Here is a 26,950-nt window from a genome sequence, read left to right as displayed (position 1 = left end):
CCGCCGCGTGTTTTCAGGTAACAGGGTTGGCTCATGTCCAGACATAAGACAGTCAAAGACTACATTCGGACCATTGTCGATTTCCCGCATGAAGGGATCATGTTCCGGGATGTGACAACCCTGTTCGCCGACCCGCGCGGATTTCGCATCGCAATCGACCAGATGCTGCACCCATATGCAGGTGAGCGGATCGACAAGGTTGTCGGTCTTGAGGCGCGCGGCTTTATCCTGGGCGGCGCCATTGCCCATCAGCTCAGCGTCGGGTTTGTCCCGATCCGAAAAAAGGGCAAGCTGCCGGGCACCACGATCAGTCAGGACTACAAGCTGGAATACGGCGAGGCGATTGTGGAAATCCACGATGATGCCATCCAGCCCGGCGAAACGATCCTGGTGGTTGATGACCTGTTGGCGACTGGTGGTACGGCTGCTGCCGGGATCAAGCTGATCGAACGGCTGGGGGGCAAAATCGTCTCCTGCGCATTTATCATCGATCTGCCCGAGCTTGGCGGCCGCAAAGTGCTTGAGGATATGGGCATGGACGTCCACGTCCTGTGCGAATTCGAAGGGCTGTAACGGGTCTGGAAATCACATATTCGTGACTGGAATTTTGAAGTCGTGCAGGCTTAGGCCGGAAGGGCACGAATTCAAGCTGGTTTATTGCTCAAACATGGTGATCTTTTCGTGGGGCGCCCCCGTATCCCGGTTGATGCTGTTTGAGGCATTTCAAACCTAGGGAGACTAAACCATGTTCCGCAAACTCGCCGTCGCCGGTTTCGCATCCATCCTGCTGAGCACTTCGGCCATGGCCGACGGCCACGGTAAAGATATCGTGGACACAGCCGTTGCGGCTGGAAGCTTTGAGACCCTCGTTGCCGCCGTTCAGGCCGCCGAACTGGTCGACACGCTCAAGGGCGAAGGTCCGTTTACCGTTTTTGCACCCACCGATGACGCCTTTGCCGCGTTGCCGGCAGGCACCGTTGAAGATTTGCTGAAGCCCGAGAACAAGGATCAGTTGGTCGCCGTTCTGACCTATCATGTTGTTCCGGGCAAAGTGATGTCCGGCGACCTGTCGGACGATATGACCGCAGCCACCGTTCAAGGCGGTGACATCACCATCGATCTCGATTCCGGTGTGATGGTCAACGACGCCAACGTCGTTCAGGCCGACATCGAGACGTCGAACGGCGTGATCCACGTGATCGACAAGGTGATCTTGCCTGCATCCTGAATGAACCAAGCAACACGGCCTGGTCGGACCGGGCCGTGTTCACCGTTTCAGAACCGCTCCGGGGTTCATGATCCCCTTTGGATCAAGCGACTTCTTGATGGCACGCATGGCGTTCAGCTTCGCCGGATCGCCATATTTCTCGAGATCCCCGGTTTTCAGACGGCCCACCCCGTGTTCCGCGCTGACCGACCCCTCGTAAGCATCCACAAGATCGTGCACGGCAGATTTGACCAGCATGCGTTCTTGGTCGAATTCTGCCCGGCTTCGACCTTTCGGCGGGAATACGTTGTAGTGCAGATTTCCATCGCCTAAATGGCCAAAAGAGTTGATGCGAAACGGACCCAGCGCGCCCACGACTTCTGCGCCTTGCCGAATGAAGTCAGGGATGCGCGAGATAGGGACCGAAATGTCATGGCTTGAAACCGATCCGATCAGGCGATTGGCCTCGGGGATGCGTTCCCTGACAGCCCAAAGGTCCGCGCGCTGTGCTTCGCTCATCGCGATGACCCCATCACTGACCAGACCCAGCCCTTCCGCTTTCTCGTATATGCCTTCCAATGCGTCGACGGGTTTGTGCCCGCCCGAAAGCCCCAGTTCAATCAGAACACACCATTCTGGATGGATCTCGAAAGGCTGTCGAACGTCCGGCAATACCTCCGACAGAAACTCGAAACCCTGCCGATGGATCAATTCAAACGTGCTGACGACCTCACCCACCTGATCGCGGGCCAGCGCGAGGAGATCTATGGCGGCCTCCGGTGAGCCCACCTGAAACATCGCTGTGCCCAGTGCGGTCGGGCGCGGAAACATCTTGAGCGCAGCGGCCGTGATGATCCCGAGGGTTCCCTCGGACCCGATCAGCAGGTCACGCAGATCGTAACCCGTATTGTCCTTGCGCAAACGACTGAGGCCGTGCCAGATCTCACCATTCGGCAGAACCGCCTCGATTCCAAGGCATAAGTCACGCGCATTGCCGTAACGCAGCACATTCACACCCCCTGCATTGGTGGCCAGATTGCCGCCGATCCGGCATGAACCCTGCGCAGCCAAAGACAACGGAAACAGGCGGTTGGCCGCCTCGGCCGCCGCCTGAACGTCAGCCAGAACGGCACCCGCCTCGGCGATCAGAACATTTTCGGTCGAGTAGATCGCCCGGATCGCCGTCATTCGTTCCAGCGAAATCAACAAAGGGGCCGGACCGTCGGTCATCACCTGCCCGCCCACCAGCCCGGTGCCCCCGCCGTAAGGGATGATCGGAACGCCGGCGTCCGAGGCCAGTCGCACCAGCCTGGCCACGTCTTCCACGCTGCGCGGTAACGCCAAAAGACCGATATGACCCGCGAACCTGTTACGCGGCTCTTCTAGGTAACGGTCCGAAACCGGCCGAATTACACCATCGCCGAGATCGGCGCGGATCGCTTTTGCAAGGCGGTCACCGGCAGGGTTCAGGGTCATGCCTCTTCCTTGCCCAAGACGGCTCGTCCCGACAAGTCCTATTCCAGATCAATCAGGTAGCGCGGCTCCAGAACCACAACCGTTGGCCGGTCCGGCAAGGTGCGCAATGACACTGTGAGTTCGGACACGCCCTCGCGTTCCACCGGAAAATCGTTACGGATGTCGACCAGAAACCGGTCCAGCGAAAAGCCCGAGAACCAATGCATCGGAATGATGACCGAGCTCTTGAGCCGCCGAAGAACCGAGATCATCTCCGGCAAAGGCATGGTCGTTCCGCCATCCACAGCCGCCATGACCACATCCAACCGCCCCAGCGCTGCGAATTGTTCATCCGACGGCACGTGATGCAGATGGCCCAGATGGCCGATGCACAGGCCTTCGATCTCGAACACAAAGATCGAATTTCCCTTCTCCTCGACCCCGCCATAGGGCGACCGGATATCGGTCGAGACATTGCGGACAAGTATTTCACCCAGATCCAGATGATGCTCGATCCCCTGACCGAAATCACCCCAGCCGGGCAGAACATGCGGAATCGCCGGGTCGGGATTGGCTGTCCAGTGGGTGCTGTGAGCGTGGTTCATCGTCACGACATCCGGGATCAGATCGGCCCCCCCGATGAACCCGGTAAAATCCGTAACCGCGTTCAGCCCGCCTTGCGTCTGAATCAGAAAAGATGCGTGCGCGATGTAGCTGATCCGCACCGAAAACTCAGGCACCGGGTCCTGCCATGCCGCCTTGTGCACGTATTCGATCCCGGGCGCAGCGTCCACAATGGCGATACAGTGGCTCGGTCGCCGCTCCTGCGCCGCCGCCCCACCCGAGATCACCATCAATGCCGCAAGAATCCAGCGCATGAAATGAGTGTAGCGCAACCGCCAGCCAAGTCATGCCCCTTGTTCATCTGGCCCAAAATACCTCGGGGTTTGGGGCAGAGCCCCAATGGACCCGCAGGGGCCAGCTACCCCGCGTCAGTCTTGCCGCGCCGGTCCGACCGCAGGCTGGCATACAGAACATGCGTCCGCCAGCGCCCATTGATCTGCAGGTAAGACTGCGCCACGCCCTCGTACTTGAAACCCGAGCTTTCCAGCAATCCGCGCGATGCAGCGTTCTCCGGCAGGCAGGCAGCTTCGATCCGACTGAGATCCAGACGCGTAAAGGCGTGATGAACAACCGCGCCGATGGCCTCGCGCATGTATCCTTGCCGGGCAAAGGTCTGACCGGTCCAATAGCCAAGCGTTCCGGCCTGGGCCGGACCGCGCCGGATGTTGTCCAGTGTGATCGCCCCCACCAGCACATCATCGCTGCGCCGGAACAGAAACAGCGGTATCGCCGTGCCGCCTGCAACCGACCGCTGCGCCCAATAGACGCGATTGGTAAAGGATTTGCGGCTCAGGTGATCCTTGGCCCAAATCGGCTCCCACGGGGTCAGAAACTCCTTGGAGGCGCGCCGCAGGGCAGACCAATCATTGAAATCAGAATGGACAGGCGGGCGCAGGCTCAGCCGCTCGGTTTCGAGTTTCAGCTTGCGTCTGCCGAGTAGCATCACGCCGCACGCCTCTCCTGCAGCTGTGCCAGCGTTGGCGCGCCCGAGACAGGTCCGTACAGCGCCAGCGCCGCCGGGGCCTGCACGGCCATCTCTTCGGCAAAGGCACGTACGTCTTCGGTGCGGACTGCGTTGATCTTGGTCACCGTATCCTCCAGCGAGGGTACTTCGCCCCAGATCTGCACCAGCCTCGCCAATCGTTCAGCACGGTTGGACGGGCTTTCCAGCCCCATCAGCATCCCCGCCTTCATCTGAGCGCGCGCTCGGGCGACCTCGTCACCGCTCATATCTTCCGCGGCGCGCTTCATCTCGTCGATGGTGATATCGGCCAGTTCGGTGATCTGATCAGCCGAGGTGCCCGCATAGATCGTGGTCGTGCCGGTGTCGGCATAAGCGCCGGTCTGGGCAAAGATCGTGTAGCACAAGCCGCGCGATTCCCGCACCTCCTGAAACAGACGCGAGGACATGCCGCCGCCCAATGCGGTTGAATAGATTTGCGCCGTATAGATCGCATCGTCACGGTAACCGGGGCTTTCCAATGCCAGCGCAAAGTGCGCCTGTTCCAGTTGCTTGTCCTGGCGGGCCTCACCGCCGGTAAAACGAGCGCGCTCTGCGACCAGACCCTTGCAGGGTTGCAGATGACCGAACATCTCTTCGGCCATTTTCATCAGCGCGTCGTGGTCGACGGCCCCAGCCGCAGACAGGATCATCTGTTCGGGGCCGTAATGCTCGGCCACAAAGCCGGACAGGTCCTCGCGCGAAAATGCACTGACCCGGTCCGTAGGTCCCAGAATGGTGCGGCCCAGCGGCTGATCGTGATAGCTCTGCTCCTGCAGCCAGTCAAAGATCACATCGTCGGGGGTGTCGTGGGCCTGTCCGATCTCTTGCAGGATCACGCCGCGTTCGACCTCGATCTCGCGCGGGTCAAACACCGGGTTCAGGACGATGTCACCGATGACATCCATCGCCAGCGCAACGTCGTCCTTGAGGACGCGCGCGTAATAGGCTGTCACTTCACGCGAGGTGTACGCGTTGATGTAACCGCCCACATCCTCAATCGCCTCGGCGATTTGCAGCGCGGATCGCCGTTTGGTTCCCTTGAACGCCATGTGCTCAAGGAAATGGGCGATCCCGTTCTGCTCAATCCGCTCATGCCGCCCGCCGGCGGTCACCCAGATGCCGATAGCTGCCGATTGCAGCCCCGGCATGTGTTCACTGACGATACGAAAGCCGTTCTTCAGTTGATCTTGTCTGACAGTCACTCGGCGATATGCCCTTTGATATGATCCTCAAGGGCACCCAGATCGTTGGCAATCCGCGTCACCCGCTCCGGACGTTCATACAGATCAGACATGCGGGATGGAAGAGGCGGATGCACGCCGCTTGCTTTCTCGACCGCCGCCGGGAATTTCGCGGGATGCGCGGTGGCCAGAGTGATCATCGGCACATCTGTCGCGCGATGTTCTTCGGCGACCTTGATGCCAACGGCGGTGTGCGGGCAGACCAGTTCGGCGCTGTGGGCCAGCGTGTGTTTGATCGTTGCCAGCGTATCGTCTTCAGACACGCGGCCTGAGTCAAAGCTTTCGCGCAACGCTTCCATCGCACCCTGGCTGACGGTGAAGCCGCCGTTTTTGAGTTCTTCCATCAACTGAGCGACGGCGCTGCCCTCCTCGCCGTAGGCATAGTAGAGCGCCCGTTCAAAATTCGAGCTGACCTGAATATCCATCGACGGGCTGATCGAAGGGATGGTGTCTCCTTTGAAGTACCCCTCACCCGACAGGCAACGGTGCAGAATGTCGTTCTGGTTGGTGGCCACCACCAGACGATCGATGGGCAGGCCCATACGCTTGGCCAGATAGCCGGCGAAGATATCCCCGAAATTGCCGGTCGGCACGGTGAAGCTGACCTTGCGATGCGGCGCACCGAGGCTGACGGCAGCTGAGAAATAGTACACGATCTGCGCCAGCACACGGGCAAAGTTGATCGAGTTCACACCTGCCAGTTTCACACCATCGCGGAACTCGAAATCGTTGAACATATCCTTCAATGCAGCCTGGCAATCGTCGAAATCGCCGTCAACGGCCAGCGCATGCACATTGCTGTCGGCCGGCGTGGTCATCTGGCGGCGCTGCACCTCGGACACGCGGCCATGCGGGAACAGGATAAACACATCCACCGCATCCAAGCCCCGGAACGCCTCGATGGCGGCGGAGCCGGTGTCGCCGCTGGTGGCGCCCACGATGGTCACGCGGTCCTTGCGGCGTTTCAGAGCCACCTGGAACAACTGGCCGATCAGTTGCATGGCAAAGTCCTTGAAGGCCAATGTGGGCCCGTGGAACAGCTCCAGCAGGAAGTGGTTCTCGTTCAACTGCTTCAACGGCGCGCGGGCATCGTGACCGAACCCTTCGTAGGCGCGGGCAATGATGGCCTTGAACTCGTCCTCGGCAAATGAGCCGCTGACATAGGGCCACATCACGCGGAATGCAATCTCTTCATACGGCAACCCGGCCAGCGCCGCGATCTCATCGTGGCTCATCACCGGGATTTCGGCAGGCAGGTACAGACCGCCATCACGGGCCAACCCGGTCAGCATCGCCTCTTCAAACGTTAGTTCGGGCGCCTGCCCACGGGTCGAGATGTATTTCATGTCTCTTCACTCTCAGACGGGGCGCGGCTGCGCCACAGGAAGTATCCGGTCATGGCCGCCCAGACGAGCGCAAGGCCAAACCAGGTGACTGCATATTGCAGGTGGTCGTTCGGAATGCCTGCGGTATCGACCGGCAACGGCATTACGTTTGGATCCGTTTCCGATCGGGCGATCAACAGCACGGGTTCGGTGCCGAGCTGCGCCGACAACGCGGCGACGTCGCGGGCAAACCAGATATTGTCATCGATATCAGCCTCAGGCGTATAGCTGTCAATCTCGTCCGGCCAGTGGAGGTTGCCGGTCACCTCCATCTCCCCGGTCAAGCGCACGGCCTGTTTCGCAGTCGTTGGCACAAAACCACGGTCAATCAGGATCGTTCGGTCACCGGTTTTGAGTGGCGCGATGATGCGGTAGCCGGGACCGACTTGTTTGACTGACACCAGAACGTGGATTTCCTTCGGAAGTATGGCTCCGGAGACGCTCACCGGCAGATATCGATGGGCTTCAGGATCAACGGCGTCCGGTAGCCCTGCAGGCATATCAGTAATTCGCGCGTCAATCTCCGCCAGAAGACCCTCTTTCCAGGCCAATCGCTGAACCTGCCACATGCCCAGCGACAACAGGATCGCCAGACCGGCGATACCGAAGATGAGCAGGAACAGGATGCGACGCATATCAAACCTGTGTGTTCGTAAAAAAGCGCGGAAACCGGCGCCTTGTTAAGGGGTGCAGAGACGGAAATGCAACCACGCAATTGTGTGGGGCGCAATGTAGCATCCCGGATAGAGAAAAAGCCGCCCAAAGGCGGCTTTTGCAACTTGCTTGAGCGGCATGTTTTACATGTAAGGCGCCTGTCCCCAGATGTAGACGGCGAAGAACAGGAACAGCCAGACAACGTCAACGAAGTGCCAGTACCAGGCCGCGGCCTCGAAACCGACATGCTTTTCGGGCGTGAAGTCTCCGCGCATCGCCCGGATCAGACAGACGATCAGAAAGATCGTTCCGATAATCACATGTGCCCCGTGAAATCCTGTCGCCATGAAGAAGTTCGAATAGAACTGGTCGCCACCGAATTCCCACTCCTTATGGGCCAGGAGCTCGTAATACTCATATGCCTGAAGGGCGGTAAAGGCGATGCCAAGCACAATCCCGATCGCCAGACCATTGACCAACGCCTTGCGGTCATTGTCATGCACCAGCGCATGGTGGGCCCAGGTGATGGCGCAGCCCGACAGCAACAAAACCAGCGTGTTGATCAGCGGCAGGTGAAACGGGTCAACCGCATAGATATCCGGCTGGATGTATTCGGTGCCGGCATAGTCGTACATCGGGTACATGCGATGTTTGAAGAACGACCAGAACCAGGCGAAGAAGAACATCACCTCGGACATGACGAACAGGATAAAGCCATACCGCAGACCGATACGCACGACAGGCGTGTGATCGCCCTGACGGCTTTCGGCGACGACCTCGGACCACCAGGCGAACATGGTGTAGATAACGGCCACGAACCCCATCCAGAACATCCAGGCGGTTATGCCGTGCATCCAAAGGACGGCTCCGAACAGCATGACAAACCCGCCAATCGCGCCGATCAGCGGCCAGATCGAGGGGTTCAGAATGTGGTAATCGTGGTTCTTAGCGTGTGCCATCAGCGTCCCTCACCTAAAGGCGTTAGTTCGTATTTGTATCTGCCTGCACATCCAGGGCGGCATACCCCTCGGGCAGGTCAATTTCGTAGAATGTATACGACAGAGTGATCGTATGCACATATTTCGCTTCGAGGTCTTCAACCATCTCAGGATCGACGAAGAAACTGACGGGCATCTCAACCCGTTCCCCCGGTTGCAGCACCTGCTCTTCAAAACAGAAACAGGCGATTTTCTGGAAATACCCGCCAGCGGAATACGGTGCCACGTTGTAAGAGGCCTGTCCGGCTATGGGGCGATCCGTCGGGTTATAGGCTTCGTAAAAGGCAAGGCCGGTTTCGCCGATGCGCACCTGCATCTCGCGCTCGACCGGCTTGAATTCCCAGGCCATACCTTTCGCCTTGGACGCATCAAAGCGCACGGTGACAACGCGGTCCAGAATATCGTCCGGCGCCTCTTCGGCAACGCCGGTGGTGCCGCCAAAACCCGTGACGCGGCAAAACCAGTCGTAGAAAGGCACGGCTGCCCAGGCAAGGCTGCCCATCAAAATGACCACACCCACCGTTTGCGCGACTGTCTTTTGCGGACCAGACAATGCCATCAGTTCTGTACCTCTTCCGTTGCCATCCCAAAATCGGTGCCCGAGACCTTAACGACCGTCAGGCCAAAGATAATCACGATGAAGGCCGCCAGTGTCAGCCCAACGCCCAGATTGCGGCCAAATCGACGGTTGTGCAGTTCGTGGCTTTTGCGCAGGCTCACGACCAGCCCCCCAAACCATAAGGCTTCAGAAGCGCCTCGGCCAGTATCGCCCCGAAGTGCAGAAACAGGTAGAGCAATGACAGCTTGAAGAACCGGCGCTCGACCTTGAAGTTGTCTGCTTCCGAATCGTCCTCGGTCCTGCGCGAAATCGCCCATGCGCCACGCAGGAACAAGGCGTTCAGCACCAAGGCAACCGTCAGGTAGATCGGACCGCCGATGCTGGAGAACGCGGTTCCGACGGCCAGTATGGCCAGCAGGACAGTGTAGATCAGAATATGGGTACGCGTCGCGCGACGACCATGTGTCACTGTCAACATGGGAACACCGGCATCATCGTAGTCCGAGCGCATGAACAGCGCCAGGGCCCAGAAATGCGGCGGGGTCCACATGAAAGTCAGGGCAAACATCAGCCACGGTTCAACCGACATCGTTCCGGTCGCCGCAACCCAGCCGATCACTGGTGGGAACGCACCGGCAGCACCGCCGATCACGATGTTCTGCGGCGTCAGCCGTTTCAGCCACATCGTGTATATGACGACATAAAAGAAGATGGTGAACGCAAGAAACGCACCGGCAAACACGTTTGTCGCAAGGGCCAGCATGATGACGGACAGGCCCGACAACGCCAGCCCCAGAGCCAGAGCCTCGCCCGCGTCAACTTTGCCGGATGGGATCGGACGGCCCTTGGTACGCTTCATCACCTTGTCGATATCGGCATCCCACCACATGTTCAGCGCGCCCGAGGCGCCGCCGCCAATGGCGATGAACAGAATGGCGCAAAATCCGACGACGGGATGCACCGCAACAGGCGCGGCCAGCAGACCGACCAGAGCCGTGAACACGACCAAGGACATGACGCGCGGCTTCAACAGGGCGAAGTAGTCGCCAAAGCCGGCCTCATCCGCATGGGACGGTGCGGAGGCCTTGGCAGTCACAGCGCTGGCATTGATGCTTGCGTCGGTCATTTCCGATCCTTTTGGGTCGAAAGCTGCGCGAATTCACGCACAGCCTGCATCTAGGTCAGGACGGGGTTCGGCCCGCCCTCAGGGCATTCACTTTGAAGCGACTTGATAGCTTTGCGGCAGGCCTGCATATTCGTCGATCGCGCCCTGCAGCCACTGGTCATAAGCCTCTTGGCTGACCACTTTGACGGTGATCGGCATATAGGCGTGATCCTTGCCACACAGTTCCGAGCACTGGCCGAAATACACGCCTTCTCTCTCGGCTTCGAACCACAGTTCCGCCAGACGTCCGGGGACACCGTCCTGTTTCACGCCAAAGGATGGGATGGTCCACGAATGGATCACATCGGACGCCGTGACCTGCATCACGATGACCTTGTTCACCGGGACAACCACCGCGGTATCCGTTGCCAGCAGCCATTCATCGTCGCTGTAGCCCGAATCTGCCAGTTTGGCGCGCATTGCGTCGTTCAGAACAAACGGGGTCACATCCGCGTCCGCAGGCCGTGCCCCTTCGTCCAATGTCGCCGGGTGACCCAGCATATAGCTGTCGAACGCGAAGTCATGATCTACATACTCGTAGGTCCAGTACCACTGGTTACCGACCACTTTGATCACCACATCACCCTCGGGAATTTCCTGCTGCTTGAACAGAACCGGCAGCGAGAACGCTCCGATGAAGACGAGAACCAGGATCGGGCCGAGGGTCCAGGCGATCTCGACCGGGGTGTAGTGCGAGAACTGCGCAGGTGTCGGATTGACGCGCCGGTTATACCGCACGATGCAGTAGAGCAGCAGACCCGCCACCAACAGGCAAATGGCGGTGATGATGATTAGAATCATCGCATCCAGACGATGAATGCCCTCTGCGAGGCTTGTGGCTGCGGGCTGAAACCCCAGGCCGCCATCAACCGGCTTGCCAATGATCTCAAGGTCCTGAGCCATGGCAGGAAGGCTGGAAAGGGCTGTCACAAAGCCCGAAAGCATCAAAGCATTCTTCATAATCTGTCCTGATCGTTTGATCTTTACGTCTTTGGGGAATAGGCGTGAATCGGTCACACCTCACCCGTTGTCTTTGGCCGCGTTAAAAACCATATTCGAGCGGGTAGATAAAGCAAAATTCTTGCGTCAAACAGACGCTGTTTTTGATCTGGATCAAACCCGAAAGGCCGCAACCGATGTCTCAAGCCCCGTTTCGCCCATTTGAAAGCGCTCTTCCGCATGATGAGGCGCTGGCTGTTTTGCAGTCGGCAACGGCCGGGGCCGAAGATGGAGAGCTGTTTGTCGAACGGCGGAAATCCGAGTCGCTGGTGTTTGATGACGGACGCCTGCGTACCGCATCCTACGATGCCTCCGAGGGATTCGGACTGCGGGCGGTACAGGGTGAGGTTGCCGGATATGCGCATTCGACCGATGTCTCGATTCCGGCACTGAAACGCGCGGCGGAAACGGCGCGGCTTGCCGTGGGTGACGGCGGCGGTACGCTGTCTGACGCGCCACGTGCCACCAACACGCGTCTTTACACAGACGAAGACCCGATCGAATCCGCCAGTTTCCCGATCAAGGTCGAAACCCTGCGCGAAATTGACGCCTTTGCCCGGGACCTCGACCCACGTGTCGTTCAGGTCAGCGCCACCATTGCAGCCTCTGTGCAGGAAGTGGACATCTTACGCCCGGACGGCGTGCTGGTGCGCGATGTCCGTCCGATGACGCGACTGAACGTTTCGGTGATCGTCGAACAAAACGGTCGCCGAGAAAGTGGCTCGGCTGGGGGTGGAGGCCGCGTGGGGCTGGACGGTTTGATTGACCCGGCCGACTGGCAGGACAAGGCGCGCGAAGCATTGCGGATCGCGTTGGTCAACCTGGACGCTGTTCCCGCGCCGGCGGGCGTCATGGAGGTGGCCCTGGGTCCCGGCTGGCCCGGCATCCTGTTGCACGAGGCCATCGGTCACGGGCTTGAAGGGGATTTCAACCGCAAGGGCAGCTCTGCGTTCGCAGGCCTGATGGGCCAACAAATCGCCTCCAAGGGTGTCACGGTTGTGGATGACGGCACCATCGCGGATCGGCGCGGGTCGATCACGGTAGATGACGAGGGCACACCCAGTTCCCGGACGGTTCTGATCGAAGATGGCGTTCTCACCGGTTACATGCAGGACCGCCAGAACGCCCGCCTGATGGGTGTGTCCCCCACCGGCAACGGTCGGCGTCAGAGCTATGCCCACAAGCCGATGCCGCGCATGACCAACACGGTCATGCTGGGCGGACAGGCGGACCCGGAAGCGCTGGTTGCTGACATCAAGGATGGCATCTGGGCGGTTGGTTTTGGCGGCGGGCAGGTCGACATCACCAATGGCAAGTTCGTGTTTTCGTGCACCGAGGCCTATCGCGTTGAAAACGGCAAGATCGGCGCGCCTGTCAAAGGAGCAACACTGATCGGTGATGGCCCCTCGGCGCTGAAACGCATTCGCGGGCTGGGTAATGACATGGCTCTGGACCCGGGAATGGGCACCTGCGGCAAAGACGGGCAATGGGTGCCGGTGGGCGTGGGTCAGCCGACAGTGCTGATGGACGGGTTGACGGTTGGCGGCTCGGCCGCCTGAGTCGCCAAAGGTCCTCGACGCTAGGGAACTGGGTTAATCTGCCGCTTGGCTGGGGTGCTGTTTTGCGCTGTGTACTGTGCGGGGCGCATTCTGCGAGTTGTAGGCTTTTGCATTATTTTCAGACACTTAAATGGGGCGCTTTTTCCGAAGTTGGAAAAGATTGCGTATAATTTTCTGAGATTCACAGGCTGTTAACCCAGGCTCCCGTAAACCAGTTCTGCAATCAGGCGGAGCATCGGATGACTGAAGAGCAGCTTTCTTCCAATCACCCCCCACTCCCACCCACCACGGAAGAGGACCGGTTTTCCTGGCTTCGTCTGTTGCGCTCGCGCAAGGTTGGCCCGGCAACGTTCCGGCGCCTGTTGCGCGAACATGGCTCGGCGCAGAACGCGCTGGCCGCGCTGCCTGAAATGGCACGCGCTGCCGGAATTGAAGGGTATGAAATCTGCCCGCCCGGCGTGATTGAGGCGGAACTCAAGGCCGCAAAAGCCGCCAATGCGCGGCTTTTGTGCCTTGGGGCCGCCGACTTTCCGGACCCGTTAAACACTCTGCCGGATGCGCCGCCTTTGCTGTGGGCCATCGGAGATTCAACCGTCTTGAACCGCCCGATGATCGCCATCGTCGGTGCGCGGAACTGCTCGTCCCTGGGGGCCAGAATGGCACGGGGTTTGGCCCGGGAACTGGGTGAAAAGAGGTTCGTTGTGGTGTCAGGTCTGGCGCGGGGCATTGACACGTCGGCCCATCTCGCTGCGCTGGAAACCGGTACCGTGGCGGTATTGGCAGGTGGCGTCGACGTGATCTATCCGGCGGAGAACACGGACCTGGCCCGCAATATTGCGGAGACAGGTCTTCGCCTGTCGGAACAGCCAATGGGTGTAACCCCGCAAGCGCGCCATTTTCCGCGACGGAACCGCATCATCTCGGGCCTTGCACAGGCCGTGATCGTTGTAGAGGCCGCTGCCAAATCCGGCAGTCTGATCACAGCCCGGGATGCTCTGGATCAGGGCCGCGAGGTTCTGGCTGTTCCCGGTCATCCGTTCGATGCCCGGGCAGCGGGATGCAATCTGCTGATCCGTGACGGTGCAACTCTGGTTCGGTCCGCCGAGGACGTGATTGAATCGCTGCCACCGCGGCAGACGACCATGTTGGAAACCGAGGACGCGACACCGAACGACCAGCACCCTGCAAATCTGGCTCCCAAGGCCGCATCAGCCGCAGCCTTGCATCAGGAAATCCTGTCCCGTTTGGGTCCTTCTCCGGTTGCCGAAGATCAACTGATACGGGATGTGGCCGCAACGGCAGGGGAAATCGGCCCCGTTCTTGTGGATCTGGAACTTGACGGCAAAATTCAAAGACAGCCGGGCGGATTGTTGTCCCTCTCAGCCTGACGCGGTCTTGTCACGTCCGTAGATTCGTAATTACAGGACTTGCGCGGACAATCTCCGCAACCCGTCCAAGAGTTTTGCGCAAAATACCCTGAGAAAAAGGAACGCATTGACAATTGCGTCTTGCCGCACACATTTTGCACCGCCATACAAAGCGCAAAGCCCGTCGAGCGAGGATTTCCCCTAAATGCCCGTAGTTGTTGTAGAATCTCCGGCCAAAGCAAAAACGATCAACAAGTATCTTGGCTCAGACTACACTGTTTTGGCCTCATATGGCCACGTGCGGGACCTGCCGCCCAAGGACGGATCGGTCGATCCGGACCATGAGTTTTCGATGACGTGGGAGGTCGGAAACGACAGCCGCAAACACGTCAAGGCGATTGCGGACGCCCTGAAGGACGACAATGCGCTGATCCTCGCGACCGACCCGGATCGCGAGGGCGAGGCGATCAGCTGGCATTTGCAGGAGGCGCTGACCAAAAGGCGCTCAATCAAGAAGGATACGCCCGTCAGCCGCGTCACATTCAACGCGATCACGAAAGAGGCCGTAACCGAGGCGATGCAGAACCCGCGCGAAGTGGACATGCCTCTGGTCGAAGCCTATCTGGCGCGCCGTGCGCTGGATTATCTGGTGGGCTTTAACCTGTCGCCGGTATTATGGCGCAAGCTGCCAGGCGCGAAATCGGCGGGACGCGTGCAATCGGTCTGTCTGCGCCTGATCGTCGAACGCGAGATGGAAATCGAAGCCTTCAAGCCGGTGGAATACTGGTCTGTTAAGGCACTGCTCGAAACACCTCGCGGTCAGAACTATGAGGCGCGCCTTGTCACCCTTGCGGGCAAGAAGCTCGACAAACACGATCTGGCCAATGCGACGCAGGCCGAACTCGCCGTGCAGGCGATCACCAGCCGCGCGCTCAGTGTCACCTCGGTCGAGGCCAAACCTGCTGCCCGCAATCCCAGCGCGCCGTTCATGACCTCAACCCTGCAGCAGGAGGCCAGCCGCAAGTTCGGAATGGGCGCACGCCATGCCATGCAGGTGGCGCAGCGGCTCTACGAGGCTGGCTACATCACTTATATGCGGACGGACGGCATCGACATGGCCCCCGAGGCCGTCACGGCCACGCGCGACGCGATTGCCGACCGATACGGCGCACAATACGTGCCTGACAGCCCCCGCATGTACAAGAACAAGGCCAAGAACGCGCAAGAGGCGCACGAGTGCATTCGCCCTACGGACATGACGCGAGATGCCAAGGCCCTGAAGGTAACGGATGAGGATCAGCGCAAGCTCTATGATCTGATCTGGAAGCGCACAATCGCCTGCCAGATGGCCGCCGCCCGGTTGGAACGCACCACAGTTGAGATCGGCAGCGATGACAGGCAGGTCGGGCTCCGCGCAACAGGACAGGTGGTGATGTTTGACGGATTCATGCGCGTCTACGAGGAAGGCCGTGACGATGTGGTTGACGAGGACGACAAGCGTCTGCCCCAGATAACACAGGGTGATCCGGCGCCGTTTGCCAGAGCCTCCCTGAAGGATCAGTTTGCCAAGGCAACCAGCGGCAGCGCATCGGGCGATGGAAAAATCACGAAAGAAGCCATTCTGTCCGAGAACGAAGCTGTCCTTGCCCTGCAACACCATACCCAGCCACCGCCGCGCTATACCGAGGCAACCCTGGTCAAGCGAATGGAAGAGCTGGGAATCGGTCGGCCGTCTACATACGCATCTATTGTAACGACGATTCAGGATCGCGAATATGTGCGCAAGGACAAGAACCGCCTGATCCCCGAAGAGAAGGGGCGGATCGTCACGATCTTTCTGCTGAATTTCTTCCGGCAGTATGTGGGCTATGAATTCACGGCCAACCTGGAAGAAGAGTTGGATGACGTCAGCGCAGGTGATCGCGACTATAAGGACTTGCTGGGCAAATTCTGGCGGGATTTCTCGGCAGCGATTGGCGAAACGTCCGAGTTGCGCATCTCCGAAGTGCTCGACAAGCTGGACGCGGCCCTGGCGCCACAGCTCTATCCGCCGCGCGAGGACGGATCGGATCCGCGTATCTGCCCCAAGTGCGGGGTTGGACGGCTGCATCTCAAAACTTCGCGTACAGGCGGGTTTGTGGGCTGTGGAAACTATCCCGAATGCACCTATACAAGGCCGATCGCCGGTGAGGGTGCGGAAGGTGACGAACGCCTGCTGGGGGAGGATGGCGGTGACGAGATCTGGCTGAAGTCCGGACGTTTTGGTCCCTATGTGCAACGGGGAGAGCCTACACCCGAGAACAAGAAACCGCCGCGCGCCTCACTGCCGCGCGGTTGGAGCAAGGACGATATGGATCTGGACAAGGCCCTGACCCTGCTCAGCCTGCCGCGCCAGATTGGAGAACATCCCGAAGGTGGCCTGATCACCTCCAACTTTGGACGCTTTGGACCCTACCTGATGCATCAACTGCCCGATGAGGCCAAACCGGTTTATGCAAACCTGAAAGATCCCAACGACGTGTTCGAAATCGGGATGAACCGGGCGGTCGAGGTGCTCGCCGAAAAGCGGGCAAACCCGGGACGGCGCGGTCAGGCGGCGGCCAAACCACTGAAGGCCCTTGGGGAACACCCCGATGGCGGCGCAATTCAGGTGCTGGACGGGCGCTATGGCCCCTATGTGAAATGGGAAAAGGTTAACGCAACGCTGCCCAAGGACATCAACCCCGAGGATGTGACCCTGGAAATGGCGGTTGCGCTGGCCAATGAAAAGGCCGCGAAGAAGGGAACCAAGCGAAAAGCCGCACCCAAGAAGAAAGCGACAGCTAAAAAGGCCGCCAGCTAATGGCCGGTACTGGAACGCTGGGATTCCATAGGTAGAAATACCAACTGAGCCTTGGTTTCATTGACTTCCCCGTGACGCAGCGGCACAACCTGCCCATCACCATGTCATTGGGGGAGTTTTCCATGAAAAAAGTCTATGCCAATGCCGCCGAGGCGCTTGATGGGCTGCTGCATGACGGCATGTTCATCGCAGCCGGCGGGTTCGGCCTGTGCGGTATTCCCGAATTGCTGCTGGACGCGATCAAGGACGCTGGCACACAAGATCTGACCTTCGCGTCCAACAACGCCGGTGTGGACGATTTCGGGATCGGTATCCTGCTCCAGACCAAGCAGGTCAAAAAGATGATCAGCTCATATGTCGGTGAAAACGCCGAATTCATGCGCCAATATCTGAGCGGCGAATTGGAACTGGAATTCAATCCTCAGGGCACTCTGGCAGAACGGATGCGGGCCGGTGGTGCCGGCATTCCGGGCTTTTACACCAAAACCGGCGTGGGCACTGTGATCGCCGAAGGGAAAGAGCACAAAGATTTCAACGGCGAGACCTATATCATGGAAGAGGGTCTGTTCGCTGACCTTGCAATCGTCAAGGCATGGAAGGCCGATGACACCGGCAACCTGATTTTCCGCAAAACGGCACGCAACTTCAACGTGCCAGCCGCGACTTGCGGCAAAATCTGTGTGGCTGAGGTTGAGGAAATCGTTCCCCGAGGATCGCTGGATCCGGACGCGATCCACCTGCCCGGCATCTACGTCCATAGGATCATTCAGGGCGAGCACGAAAAGCGCATCGAACAGCGCACCACCCGCAAGAAGGAGGACGCATAATGCCCTGGGACCGCAATCAGATGGCCGCACGCGCGGCACAGGAACTTGAAGACGGCATGTATGTGAACCTCGGCATCGGCATTCCGACGCTGGTGGCGAACTATGTGGGCGACAAGGACATCACCCTGCAATCCGAGAACGGTATGCTGGGCATGGGTCCCTTCCCTTATGAAGGTGAGGAAGACCCGGACCTGATTAACGCCGGCAAGCAGACGATCACAGAATTGTCCCGTACGGCCTATTTTGACAGTGCAACGTCGTTTGCCATGATCCGGGGTGGCAAGATTGCCGCGGCCGTACTGGGCGCGATGGAGGTCGATGAAGAAGGTGATCTGGCCAACTGGATGATCCCCGGCGTACTGGTCAAAGGTATGGGCGGCGCCATGGATCTGGTCGCTGGCGTTGGCCGTGTGATCGTTGTGATGGATCACACCAACAAACACGGCAAATCAAAGCTTCTGAAAAAGTGCACCCTGCCTCTTACCGGAAAACAGGTGGTGGACCGCATCATCACAAACCTGGGTGTACTGGACGTTGTCGACGGCGGTCTGAAGATCGTCGAGATCGCCGAAGGCGTCACCGAAGACGAGATACGCGCCGCGACCGAAGCAAAGATCGTCAACTGAGCGCTTGATCAGATCAAAGGACCCGCCAGATCTTGGCGGGTCCTTTTCAGTTCAGCGTCTGAAACACGCATCCATCCGATATCAGGTCAGGCGGTGTCGCGCACAAAGCGCGCGCGATCTGAAACGCCGCAAGGACCTTGGGCACATAATCCCGGGTTTCTGCATAAGGCGGCACGCCGCTGTGCTTGCGCACGGCCCCCTCCCCTGCATTGTATCCGGCCAGCACCAAAATCGGATCATGTCCGAACTCTTCCATAAGCCAGTTAAGGTACTTCACGCCCCCGGCGATGTTTTGAGCCGGCTGCAGGCTGTCCTGAACACCGAAACGTTCTGCCGTGGCCGGCATCAATTGCATAAGACCCTGCGCGCCCGCTGAACTGACTGCGTCCACCCGCCCGGCGGATTCCACCGCGATCACCGCAAGAACCAGGGCTGGGGAGACATTGGTGTCAACGGTCGAACGCAGGATGTCCACGCCTTGTCGTTGCGCGATGTTCTGCAGGGTCTGGAGCCGTGGCGAAGAAACGCTGGTCGCTGCCAGTGCGTTGATCGCAGCGTCCAACCGTCCGGCACCCGCTTGTGCAAGCTCCGGCGAAATCCTGTCCCAGAAGGCCTTGTAAGATCCCTTTACCGCACCTTTCGGGGCCGACCCAGGAACCGGCGGCGGCATCACTTTCGTACGCGCAATGATTTCGGGCACAACCAGCTCATTGCCTGTGCTTGGAGCGGACGGGTTTGCGGCGTGTTCCTCGGGTGAGATTTGTACGATCCCGCGCGGACGCTCACCCGGCTTTGGTGCCTTGATCCGTTTGTAAACGCCACGCGGCTCCACCTCGGTCGCGGCTGCTGGCGCGATCCCTGCTGCGAGAAACACCAACACACCGGCGCATCCTATTGCGACCCGGAGATTCATTTTGCCTGCCTCATGTATTCGTTTTAGGCGATTTGAACCCCGAATCTTCCCGCAAGGCCAGAAAAACAAAGCGAAATGGGGCGATTTCGCCTCATTTGGCGCAAATATGCATCGCTCGGCCATCTGGCGTTAACCAAAATCGAAAATTTTTTTCTTTACTTTCAGTTGGTTGTAAAAAAATTTCCGAAAAAGTTAAGCCGAAGGGAAAAAAAATGCCCTTTGGCCCAATTCCTGCCACGCGCAAAGGGCAAACATAGTGCCATACCGAGACGGTCGGGAGCGGACTGAGAGAGAAAGCTCTGTAAGACGCCGAGGTTTAACAGACTTTTTTAGATCCTTTAGGAGGGACGTAACATGATCAAGTTCATCAAGAACTTCCGCAAAGACGAAGACGGTGCGGTAACAGTTGACTGGGTTGTTCTGACCGCAGCAGTCATCGGCCTGGGCACCGTGGCTTACACCCAGATTTCGGGTGGTGCAGTTGGTCTGGCGACCGACGTGAACACCGCTCTGTCGGGCGCAACCATCAGCACCGGCGACACCAACGGTACTGCAGGTGGGATCACCGCGGCCGGCACGAACGGCGGCTAATTGCCCTGAGCAAATTCTTCTACATCAGAAGCGAAGCCGCACCCAAGAAATGGGTGCGGCTTTTCTTGTTGGTCGAAATCTTAAAATCTCGCGATTTAAACGCGGAACTTACACTAAAGTCTAGGCAACGACGCCAATCGCTGTTGAACGCGCATAACAACAGCATTGCTCGCAATTATCTATCAAAACAAAAGCCATTCAGCGGAGCAAATTGTTCCCGCTATTTCGTTTTTACCGCATATAAATCAATGTTTTGCCAAATTCCCGCCATCCCGCTTCATTAGAAAAGATCACAGCGCGCTACGGGGAGTACGCGGGTTTAACTTCAATACTTCGTCAGGCGCTACCTGACGATGGTCTGCTAGAAAGGCACAACATGACACGGTTCTTTAAAACCTTCCGAGTGTCAGAAGACGGCGCCGTCACGGTGGACTGGGTTGTTTTGACTGCTTTGATTATCGGGCTTGCTACATTGCTCTTTTTTGCCATCCAAACCGGCGCAGTCGGAATGGGTGGCAATGTCAACTCAGCACTGAGCAGTTCAACCGTCAGCACGGGAACCAGCAGCGGCGCAAGCGGCGGCTTCACTTCGGCTGGCACCGCGGGCGGCGGGAACTAGCCTTTCTGCTACGGCACCTTCACTTTGGTATTTGGATTGCAGGGCTTCCACGAAAATGGGAGCCCTTTTTTCAGCGACCATCACCTATCTTACAAAAAAATGTATGCCGAATCGAGAATCCGTCTCCCTTGCATCGATCAAGAGCCACGTTGCCGAAACATCATCAGATCCTCTCAAAAAAAAACTTTTGTCCAACTTTTCGACACAATTTCCTCTTAGAAGATATGCTGTTTTATCAGTACGCATTGGTCGCCAGAACGTCCGACCAAAGAAACCAAAGAGGTGCCTAGATGCGAGCAGTTTTTGGACTTGTCCTTCTCGTCGGGATCGCGCTGGCTGGAGGTGCGGTCTATATGGCGCGCAACTACATCTCAGCATATCAAGCTGAATTGGCGCGCGAACGACAGGCAGCCCAAGAGGCATTGGCGAACGCAAACGTGGAAGTGATTCCTACAGTAGGCGTCATCGTGTCTGCGCGCACCCTGCAGTATGGCGAAAAGCTGACAACAGAAGATGTGCGGCTTGTCGACTGGCCTGAAAACGCGATCCCGGAGGGCAGCTTTACCGACATGACAGTTCTTTTCCCGGAAACAGGTGACCAAGATCGCTACATTCTGAGGGCGATGGAAAAGGACGAAGCGGTTATGCGTGTCAAAGTCACCGAGCCCGGTGAGGCAGCTGGTTTGACGTCTCGTCTCGAGAAAGGGATGCGGGCATACGCCATTAGCGTTGATGTGGCGACCGGCGTGTCCGGCTTTTTGCGGCCCGGGGACGATGTTGACGTCTACTGGACAGGCACACGAAGGGGGGCGACAGAAGGAGCCAATGGCGAGATAACACGTTTGATTCAAACCAATATCAGGCTGATAGCGGTTGATCAGATTGCTGGCAGCGATGTTACCGGCGCGACGATCGCCCGAACTGTCACCGTGGCGGTCACACCTGAACAAGTCCTAGCTCTGGCGCAGGCACAAAACACCGGGCGCCTTTCCCTCGCCTTGGTCGGTGTGAATGATGATACGGTCGCGTCCACGACAATCGAGATTGATCAGAAAACACTGCTGGGCATCGAAGAGGTCGCACCTGCGCCTGTTCAAGCTGCGGAGCCGGTCTGCACAATTCGCACGCGTCGCGGTGGAGAGATCGTGACAACTGAAATCCCCTGCACAAACTGACGTCAATTCAGTATGTTACAAGTTTGGAGCCGCGCCAAGGGCGCGGCTCCTTCGTTTGGTATGTTGCTGATTATCCACATAAGGAAAATTCCAGAAACCATTGATTATTGCAATAAATTCGGAATTCGCGCACTCTCTAACACTATAGGGCAGAAGACCCAAAAAAACGAGGCGTGATCGGAGAGGCAGGTCACATGACAATACGTTCCTGGATCAGCGCAACCCTGCTGGGGTTGTCGCTTGTTGTGGGCCCGGTCGGCGATGCCGCCTGGGCCGAAACTCTTCGCGTGGTAAAAAAGGGCACGGTGGAAACACTGGATGTTCCAGTGAATCGCGCGATCGTTGTAGAAAGCGAGCAACCATTTGCAGAACTCAGCATCGCAAATGCGGGTATCGCCGATATTTCGTCCCTTTCGGACCGCACAATCTATGTATTAGGCAAAGCACCGGGGTTGACCACGCTGACACTGTTCGACGGCGCCGGCAACTTGCTGGCCAATGTTAGGGTGCGGGTTGCCCCTGACGTGACGGAGTTCAAAGAGCGTTTGCGGCAAATTCTCCCGAACGAGCAAATTGAAGTTCGCACGGCAAATGATGGCATTGTTTTGTCTGGTACGGTATCGAGCTCAGCAAAGCTGGCCCGCGCGCTGGAACTGGCGGAACGATACGCACCGGAACGCGTGTCGAACTTAATGTCCGTAGGTGGCGTCCAACAGGTCATGCTCAAAGTACGCTTTGCAGAAATGAATCGCTCGGTCGCCAAAAACCTGTCCGCCTCTCTTGGCTTTGGCGGCGGTGACGTGACCGCTGGTTTCAACACGTTGAACAACCAGTTTGCTTTGAACAATGCGCTTGCAAACAATATTCCGACAGTGCAGTCAAACACAGGAGCGATCCTGTTCGGCTTTGGTGCGGGTTCCACACAAGTGCGTCTATTGCTGGAAGCTCTGGAAACCAAGGGGCTTGCGCGCTCTTTGGCCGAGCCGAACCTTTCGGCGTTGTCCGGGCAGGAAGCGTCTTTCCTGGCAGGTGGCGAGGTTCCAATTCCCGTTCCACAGGATGACGGCGTGGTTGCCATCGAGTACAAGGCCTTCGGTGTTGAGATAGACTTTGTTCCGCGCGTTGTTGATGGCGATTTGATCAATCTCGAACTGGGCACGGCTGTTTCCAGTATCGATACCAGTTCAAACTTCACAATCAATGGTGACACGGTTCCAAGTTTTATTACGCGCCAGACCAAAACCACTGTTGAGCTGCGTGACGGCGAGAGCTTTGCCATCGCTGGCTTGATCGAGGACGACTTTGCCGACCTAAGCAACCAGGTTCCCTGGTTGGGCGACGTCCCTGTGATCGGCGCCTTGTTCCGCAGCGCACAATACCAGCGAGAACAAAGCGAACTTATCATCATCATCACTGCGCATCTGGTATCTCCAACACGCGGCGAAGCGCTGGCGTTGCCGACTGATCGCGTTAAGCCACCAAGCGAGTTTGATCTGTTCGTAAACGGCCGTGTCGCACGTACGGAACGTGTCGGCGCTGGCGGAGCCTCCGAAGTTGCCAAGCAAGACTTCGGCAGTTCCTACGGCTACGTCCTAGATTGATTAGGAGGATAGGACCAATGCACAAGTGGATCATCACACTGGGTCTTTCGGTCGCTGTTGCCGCCTGCACGCGAGAGGCCGGCTACGAGATTGATCAAGGCACGTTCGGAAATGCGACTCTGAACAACATGCAGGTTATGAACGGCGAACTCACATATGCGGACATTCTGAGCCGACGTTTTGCTGCAGAAGTGCCCAGCCAAATAAACTTTGCATTCAACAGTTCCCAACTGGATGCGTCCGCCCAGCAGATACTCCTGCAGCAAGCTGATTGGATCAAGCAGTTCCCAGAGGCTCGGTTTCGCGTATATGGTCATACGGACGCCGTCGGTTCCACAAGCTACAACCAAAGCCTTGGATTGCGTCGTGCTCAGGCCGTTGTCGCGTTTTTCTCACAGCAGGGAATTTCACGCTCTCGCCTCGAAGCAGTCGTTTCATTCGGAAAAACCCGACCTTTAGTCGCAACGCCGAATCGGGATCGCCGGAACCGCCGTACTGTGACTGAAGTCGCAGGATTTGTGGATCGCGCGCCCAATCAGCTTGACGGAAAGTATGCAGAGATCGTGTATCGCGAATATGTCGAAAGCGCGACCACCAAAAGTGCGATCCAAGAAGTAAGCGCGACCGACACGACTGAATAATACATATGAAATGGGCGGCATCGTCGCCCATTTCCCTACAATTGGTTCTTTTGCGCCAAATTCTCGCCCAACTTTCAAGCAACATTGTGAACAATAGGGTGACCTGCGGCCTGAATTGACCGCACAGGGGCAACAGCAAATCAACCCGGGCGTTCAACGTTCACATGATATGCCAAGCCCTCACGACGAGGATTGTGTTAATGACCAGTGCGACACCGCAAGACAACGATACTGCTATCCTCGCCTGCACGATCAGTAGGGACGTGCAGAACTTCGACCTTTTGATCGAAGACATGGAAACTGCACTGGGTGAGCGTTGGGGCGATCTCGGTTTTGCAGAGGCACTGGCCTTTTTTAGCCAGCCTGAGGCCGAATCTTTGCAGTTTGTGGCCTTGGCCATTGATGGCGAAGACGAGGAAGATCTTTCCCTGATGGGCGAGATCATCAGCCAGGCTAAGGACAAGAAAGTCAAAGTCGTTCTGATCGCAGAAGACGTAACGCCGGCCTCCCTGCATCAGTTGTTGCGCAAAGGCGCTGATGAGTTTGTCCCCTACCCGCTTCCGGAAGGTGAATTGCAGGAAGCAATTGAGCGGATGAACCAGCCAGATCCGGTTGTTGCCGCCCAGACATCTGCCGCGCCGCTGGCGACGGGGGGATCAAAAGAAGGTGCGATGTTCGTAGTCCAGGGTTTGGCCGGTGGTGTCGGCTCCACCACGATGGCGGTCAACCTTGCATGGGAGCTTGCAAACGTGTCGGACAAAGACGCGCCCTCGGTGTGCTTGATCGACCTCGACTTGCAATACGGCACGGTTTCGACATATCTGGACCTGCCACGGCGTGAGACAGTGTTCGAGATGTTATCGGACACCGCATCCATGGATGACGATGTTTTTTCACAAGCTCTTCAAAACTTTGAAGAAAAACTGCATGTTCTAACTGCGCCCTCGGATATGGTGCCACTGGACCTAATTACGCCAGAAGACATTCAGCGGGTGATTGATACGGCGCGCAAACACTTCGACTATGTCGTGGTCGACATGCCCAAAACACTCGTATTGTGGTCGGAAACGGTTTTGCAGGCCGCGCATGTGTATTTCGCCATGATTGAACTGGATATGCGCTCCGCCCAAAACGCATTGCGCCTGAAACGCGCGCTGCAGGCCGAAGAACTTCCGTTCAACAAACTCCGATTTGCTTTGAATCGGGCCCCCAAGTTCACCGATCTGAACGGCAAGAGCCGTGTCAAACGCATGGGTGAAAGTCTGGGCATCTCGATTGATCTTCAATTGCCGGATGGTGGCAAGCCCGTGATGCAAAGCGGTGATCATGGTCTGCCGCTTGCCAACTCGGCGGCAAAAAACCCGCTAAGGCGCGAGATCGCGAAACTTGCCAAGTCGCTTCACAGCCTGGGCAGCAGCAGCGCCGAAGCTGCGTAACGTAGTCCCGAGGGGGAAACGCCGTGTTTTCGAGATACAAAAAACAAACTGACGCACAGCCGGTGCAAACTCCGGCCAAAGCCCCGGAGGCAGTAGCAACCGCGACAACAGCTCCGACCGCCAACGCTGTGGCACGCAAACCTTTGCAAAAAAAAGGTGCCGAAGTCGCCGGTTCGGATCGTGATCGCAAGCGCAAGGAGCGTCTTGGTGAGATCAAGATCGAATTGCACCGCGAGTTGCTCGAAAATCTCAACCTTGGCGCCTTGGAAAACGCCGAGGAAGCTGAACTGCGCGCCGAGATCAGCGCAATCGCCAGTGAGGTTTTGGAAGCCAAGAACATCGTCCTGAATCGCGAAGACCGGTCCCAGCTGAACAAGGAATTGTATGATGAGGTAACCGGCCTTGGCCCGCTGGAAACCTTGCTGCGTGATGAAAGTGTCAACGATATCCTTGTGAACGGGCCGCAGCAGATCTTTGTGGAACGCGAAGGCAAGCTGGAAATCAGCGACATCACCTTCAAGGACGAAAAGCACCTTATGCGGATCATCGACAAGATCGTGTCCGCCGTCGGTCGTCGCGTCGATGAATCAAACCCTTACGTGGACGCCCGTCTGGCGGATGGGTCGCGTTTCAACGCAATGGTGCCGCCCATTGCGGTCGATGGCTCGCTGGTCTCAATTCGTAAGTTCAAAAAGGACAAGCTGGGCATCGATGACCTCGTCAATTTTGGTGCTTTTACGGAAGAAATGGCCGCCTACCTTCAGGCCGCTGTCTCCACACGCCTGAACATCATCGTCTCTGGCGGTACGGGCTCCGGTAAAACGACCACACTGAATGCCCTATCCAGCTTTATTGACGACGCCGAACGCATCCTGACAATTGAGGATACGGCGGAACTTCAGTTGCAGCAGACTCATGTGGGCCGCATGGAAAGCCGCCCGCCCAACGTGGAAGGCAAAGGCGAGGTCAGCCCGCGCGACTGTCTGAAAAACGCCCTGCGTATGCGTCCGGACCGCATCATCGTGGGTGAGACACGGGGCGCTGAGGTTATCGATATGCTTCAGGCGATGAACACCGGTCACGATGGATCGATGACTACGATCCACGCCAACTCTGCCCGGGACGGGATCTCACGTCTGGAAAACATGATCGCGATGGCGGGGATCGAGATGCCGATCAAGGCGGTGCGCAGCCAGATCTCATCGGCTGTGAACCTGCTTGTTCAGGCCAGCCGTTTGCAGGATGGTTCGCGCCGCATGACCTCGATCACAGAGATCACGGGCATGGAAGGTGACGTGATTTCCATGCAGGAAATCTTTCGGTTTCAACGCGTTGGCCTGACTCCGGACAACAAGATCATCGGTCACTTTACGGCGACAGGCGTGCGCAGCCACTACTCGGAGCGGTTCCGCCTGTGGGGCTTTGACCTGCCGGCATCCATCTACGACCCAACGACAATGTAG

General features: G+C 57.9%; 26 protein-coding genes. 14 read left to right on the top strand and 12 right to left on the bottom strand.

Annotation, left to right across the window (positions count from 1 at the left end):
- The first annotated feature begins 33 nt into the window (after positions 1-33).
- Together ACR3E0_RS06715 and ACR3E0_RS06710 are read left to right on the top strand one after the other, a co-directional pair.
- Complete coding sequence (locus ACR3E0_RS06715; protein WP_480477386.1) at positions 34-573, top strand: adenine phosphoribosyltransferase; 540 nt, start codon at positions 34-36, stop codon at positions 571-573.
- A gap of 172 nt (positions 574-745) precedes the next feature.
- Positions 746-1,228 (top strand): fasciclin domain-containing protein, encoded by a 483-nt coding sequence (locus ACR3E0_RS06710; RefSeq protein ID WP_170432101.1) that lies wholly within the window; start codon positions 746-748, stop codon positions 1,226-1,228.
- A gap of 39 nt (positions 1,229-1,267) precedes the next feature.
- Here ACR3E0_RS06710 and ACR3E0_RS06705 read toward each other — a convergent pair whose 3' ends face one another.
- The 11 genes from ACR3E0_RS06705 to coxB form a co-directional block, all read right to left on the bottom strand.
- Entirely contained in the window at positions 1,268-2,683 is a 1,416-nt protein-coding gene (locus ACR3E0_RS06705) for an FAD-binding oxidoreductase (RefSeq protein WP_480477384.1), read from the bottom strand.
- Between the two features lie 38 nt (positions 2,684-2,721).
- Entirely contained in the window at positions 2,722-3,540 is an 819-nt protein-coding gene (locus tag ACR3E0_RS06700; RefSeq protein ID WP_480477382.1) for an MBL fold metallo-hydrolase, read from the bottom strand.
- A 104-nt stretch (positions 3,541-3,644) separates the two neighbouring features.
- The gene (locus tag ACR3E0_RS06695; protein ID WP_480477380.1) at positions 3,645-4,229 is read right to left on the bottom strand and encodes a GNAT family N-acetyltransferase; all 585 of its coding nucleotides are present in this window, start codon (positions 4,227-4,229) and stop codon (positions 3,645-3,647) included.
- Positions 4,229-5,491 (bottom strand): M16 family metallopeptidase, encoded by a 1,263-nt coding sequence (locus ACR3E0_RS06690; RefSeq protein ID WP_480477378.1) that lies wholly within the window; start codon positions 5,489-5,491, stop codon positions 4,229-4,231. Before ACR3E0_RS06690 ends, ACR3E0_RS06695 begins: the two co-directional genes overlap by 1 nt.
- Positions 5,488-6,876 carry a threonine synthase gene (thrC, locus tag ACR3E0_RS06685; protein ID WP_480477376.1) on the bottom strand — a complete coding sequence of 463 codons (1,389 nt, stop codon included), beginning with the start codon at positions 6,874-6,876 and terminating at the stop codon, positions 5,488-5,490. Before thrC ends, ACR3E0_RS06690 begins: the two co-directional genes overlap by 4 nt.
- Positions 6,873-7,550, bottom strand: coding sequence for an SURF1 family protein (locus tag ACR3E0_RS06680; RefSeq protein ID WP_480477374.1), 678 nt, complete (start codon positions 7,548-7,550; stop codon positions 6,873-6,875). The genes thrC and ACR3E0_RS06680 overlap by 4 nt, the downstream gene beginning before the upstream one ends.
- 162 nt (positions 7,551-7,712) lie before the next feature.
- Positions 7,713-8,528, bottom strand: a complete 816-nt coding sequence (locus ACR3E0_RS06675; protein ID WP_480477372.1) for a cytochrome c oxidase subunit 3 — start codon at positions 8,526-8,528, stop codon at positions 7,713-7,715.
- Positions 8,529-8,550: 22 nt separating this feature from the next.
- Complete coding sequence (locus ACR3E0_RS06670) at positions 8,551-9,126, bottom strand: cytochrome c oxidase assembly protein (protein WP_480477370.1); 576 nt, start codon at positions 9,124-9,126, stop codon at positions 8,551-8,553.
- A complete protein-coding gene (locus ACR3E0_RS06665; protein WP_480477368.1) occupies positions 9,126-9,287 on the bottom strand; it encodes a hypothetical protein in 162 nt (53 codons plus the stop codon). Before ACR3E0_RS06665 ends, ACR3E0_RS06670 begins: the two co-directional genes overlap by 1 nt.
- Complete coding sequence (gene cyoE / locus ACR3E0_RS06660; protein WP_480477366.1) at positions 9,284-10,252, bottom strand: heme o synthase; 969 nt, start codon at positions 10,250-10,252, stop codon at positions 9,284-9,286. Before cyoE ends, ACR3E0_RS06665 begins: the two co-directional genes overlap by 4 nt.
- Positions 10,253-10,339: 87 nt before the next feature.
- On the bottom strand, positions 10,340-11,251 hold the full coding sequence (coxB, locus tag ACR3E0_RS06655) for a cytochrome c oxidase subunit II (RefSeq protein ID WP_480477364.1): 912 nt from the start codon (positions 11,249-11,251) through the stop codon (positions 10,340-10,342).
- Between the two features lie 176 nt (positions 11,252-11,427).
- On the opposite strand from coxB, the gene tldD reads away from it, so the two are divergent.
- The 5 genes from tldD to ACR3E0_RS06630 all read left to right on the top strand — a co-directional run bounded on the left by tldD (position 11,428) and on the right by ACR3E0_RS06630 (position 18,511).
- Positions 11,428-12,849 (top strand): metalloprotease TldD, encoded by a 1,422-nt coding sequence (gene tldD, locus ACR3E0_RS06650; RefSeq protein ID WP_480477362.1) that lies wholly within the window; start codon positions 11,428-11,430, stop codon positions 12,847-12,849.
- A 239-nt stretch (positions 12,850-13,088) separates the two neighbouring features.
- Positions 13,089-14,237, top strand: coding sequence for a DNA-processing protein DprA (gene dprA, locus ACR3E0_RS06645; protein ID WP_480477360.1), 1,149 nt, complete (start codon positions 13,089-13,091; stop codon positions 14,235-14,237).
- Positions 14,238-14,421: 184 nt separating this feature from the next.
- On the top strand, positions 14,422-17,058 hold the full coding sequence (topA, locus tag ACR3E0_RS06640; protein WP_480477358.1) for a type I DNA topoisomerase: 2,637 nt from the start codon (positions 14,422-14,424) through the stop codon (positions 17,056-17,058).
- Positions 17,059-17,180: 122 nt separating this feature from the next.
- Positions 17,181-17,885, top strand: coding sequence for a CoA transferase subunit A (locus tag ACR3E0_RS06635; protein ID WP_480477356.1), 705 nt, complete (start codon positions 17,181-17,183; stop codon positions 17,883-17,885).
- Positions 17,885-18,511 (top strand): CoA transferase subunit B, encoded by a 627-nt coding sequence (locus ACR3E0_RS06630; RefSeq protein WP_480477354.1) that lies wholly within the window; start codon positions 17,885-17,887, stop codon positions 18,509-18,511. Before ACR3E0_RS06635 ends, ACR3E0_RS06630 begins: the two co-directional genes overlap by 1 nt.
- 46 nt (positions 18,512-18,557) lie before the next feature.
- On the opposite strand, the gene ACR3E0_RS06625 is transcribed toward ACR3E0_RS06630, so the two are convergent.
- A complete protein-coding gene (locus ACR3E0_RS06625; protein WP_480477352.1) occupies positions 18,558-19,424 on the bottom strand; it encodes a lytic transglycosylase domain-containing protein in 867 nt (288 codons plus the stop codon).
- Between the two features lie 354 nt (positions 19,425-19,778).
- Between ACR3E0_RS06625 and ACR3E0_RS06620 the strand changes: the two genes are divergently transcribed.
- The 7 genes from ACR3E0_RS06620 to ACR3E0_RS06590 all read left to right on the top strand — a co-directional run bounded on the left by ACR3E0_RS06620 (position 19,779) and on the right by ACR3E0_RS06590 (position 26,950).
- On the top strand, positions 19,779-20,015 hold the full coding sequence (locus ACR3E0_RS06620) for a Flp family type IVb pilin (protein ID WP_480477350.1): 237 nt from the start codon (positions 19,779-19,781) through the stop codon (positions 20,013-20,015).
- A 376-nt stretch (positions 20,016-20,391) separates the two neighbouring features.
- The gene (locus ACR3E0_RS06615) at positions 20,392-20,634 is read left to right on the top strand and encodes a hypothetical protein (protein ID WP_480477348.1); all 243 of its coding nucleotides are present in this window, start codon (positions 20,392-20,394) and stop codon (positions 20,632-20,634) included.
- A gap of 290 nt (positions 20,635-20,924) precedes the next feature.
- Positions 20,925-21,809, top strand: coding sequence for a Flp pilus assembly protein CpaB (cpaB, locus tag ACR3E0_RS06610; protein WP_480477346.1), 885 nt, complete (start codon positions 20,925-20,927; stop codon positions 21,807-21,809).
- Between the two features lie 194 nt (positions 21,810-22,003).
- Positions 22,004-23,410, top strand: coding sequence for a type II and III secretion system protein family protein (locus ACR3E0_RS06605; protein ID WP_480480961.1), 1,407 nt, complete (start codon positions 22,004-22,006; stop codon positions 23,408-23,410).
- Between the two features lie 17 nt (positions 23,411-23,427).
- Positions 23,428-24,051 carry an OmpA family protein gene (locus ACR3E0_RS06600; protein ID WP_480477344.1) on the top strand — a complete coding sequence of 208 codons (624 nt, stop codon included), beginning with the start codon at positions 23,428-23,430 and terminating at the stop codon, positions 24,049-24,051.
- 200 nt (positions 24,052-24,251) lie between these two features.
- Positions 24,252-25,487, top strand: coding sequence for a CpaE/TadZ family protein (locus ACR3E0_RS06595; RefSeq protein ID WP_480477342.1), 1,236 nt, complete (start codon positions 24,252-24,254; stop codon positions 25,485-25,487).
- Positions 25,488-25,510: 23 nt separating this feature from the next.
- A complete protein-coding gene (locus tag ACR3E0_RS06590) occupies positions 25,511-26,950 on the top strand; it encodes a TadA family conjugal transfer-associated ATPase (RefSeq protein ID WP_480477340.1) in 1,440 nt (479 codons plus the stop codon).

The organism is Ruegeria sp. AJ12 (assembly GCF_056536245.1).
The sequence above is the reverse complement of the archived record's forward strand: the minus strand, read 5'-3'. Positions and strand labels throughout refer to the sequence as shown.

Coding starts and splice junctions, on each gene's coding strand:
- ACR3E0_RS06715 (WP_480477386.1), top strand. CDS start 34: ATGTCCAGACATAAGACAGTCAAAGACTACATTCGGACCATTGTCGAT.
- ACR3E0_RS06710 (WP_170432101.1), top strand. CDS start 746: ATGTTCCGCAAACTCGCCGTCGCCGGTTTCGCATCCATCCTGCTGAGC.
- ACR3E0_RS06705 (WP_480477384.1), bottom strand. CDS start 2,683: ATGACCCTGAACCCTGCCGGTGACCGCCTTGCAAAAGCGATCCGCGCC.
- ACR3E0_RS06700 (WP_480477382.1), bottom strand. CDS start 3,540: ATGCGCTGGATTCTTGCGGCATTGATGGTGATCTCGGGTGGGGCGGCG.
- ACR3E0_RS06695 (WP_480477380.1), bottom strand. CDS start 4,229: ATGCTACTCGGCAGACGCAAGCTGAAACTCGAAACCGAGCGGCTGAGC.
- thrC (WP_480477376.1), bottom strand. CDS start 6,876: ATGAAATACATCTCGACCCGTGGGCAGGCGCCCGAACTAACGTTTGAA.
- ACR3E0_RS06680 (WP_480477374.1), bottom strand. CDS start 7,550: ATGCGTCGCATCCTGTTCCTGCTCATCTTCGGTATCGCCGGTCTGGCG.
- ACR3E0_RS06675 (WP_480477372.1), bottom strand. CDS start 8,528: ATGGCACACGCTAAGAACCACGATTACCACATTCTGAACCCCTCGATC.
- ACR3E0_RS06670 (WP_480477370.1), bottom strand. CDS start 9,126: ATGGCATTGTCTGGTCCGCAAAAGACAGTCGCGCAAACGGTGGGTGTG.
- cyoE (WP_480477366.1), bottom strand. CDS start 10,252: ATGACCGACGCAAGCATCAATGCCAGCGCTGTGACTGCCAAGGCCTCC.
- coxB (WP_480477364.1), bottom strand. CDS start 11,251: ATGAAGAATGCTTTGATGCTTTCGGGCTTTGTGACAGCCCTTTCCAGC.
- tldD (WP_480477362.1), top strand. CDS start 11,428: ATGTCTCAAGCCCCGTTTCGCCCATTTGAAAGCGCTCTTCCGCATGAT.
- dprA (WP_480477360.1), top strand. CDS start 13,089: ATGACTGAAGAGCAGCTTTCTTCCAATCACCCCCCACTCCCACCCACC.
- topA (WP_480477358.1), top strand. CDS start 14,422: ATGCCCGTAGTTGTTGTAGAATCTCCGGCCAAAGCAAAAACGATCAAC.
- ACR3E0_RS06635 (WP_480477356.1), top strand. CDS start 17,181: ATGAAAAAAGTCTATGCCAATGCCGCCGAGGCGCTTGATGGGCTGCTG.
- ACR3E0_RS06630 (WP_480477354.1), top strand. CDS start 17,885: ATGCCCTGGGACCGCAATCAGATGGCCGCACGCGCGGCACAGGAACTT.
- ACR3E0_RS06625 (WP_480477352.1), bottom strand. CDS start 19,424: ATGAATCTCCGGGTCGCAATAGGATGCGCCGGTGTGTTGGTGTTTCTC.
- ACR3E0_RS06620 (WP_480477350.1), top strand. CDS start 19,779: ATGATCAAGTTCATCAAGAACTTCCGCAAAGACGAAGACGGTGCGGTA.
- ACR3E0_RS06615 (WP_480477348.1), top strand. CDS start 20,392: ATGACACGGTTCTTTAAAACCTTCCGAGTGTCAGAAGACGGCGCCGTC.
- cpaB (WP_480477346.1), top strand. CDS start 20,925: ATGCGAGCAGTTTTTGGACTTGTCCTTCTCGTCGGGATCGCGCTGGCT.
- ACR3E0_RS06605 (WP_480480961.1), top strand. CDS start 22,004: ATGACAATACGTTCCTGGATCAGCGCAACCCTGCTGGGGTTGTCGCTT.
- ACR3E0_RS06600 (WP_480477344.1), top strand. CDS start 23,428: ATGCACAAGTGGATCATCACACTGGGTCTTTCGGTCGCTGTTGCCGCC.
- ACR3E0_RS06595 (WP_480477342.1), top strand. CDS start 24,252: ATGACCAGTGCGACACCGCAAGACAACGATACTGCTATCCTCGCCTGC.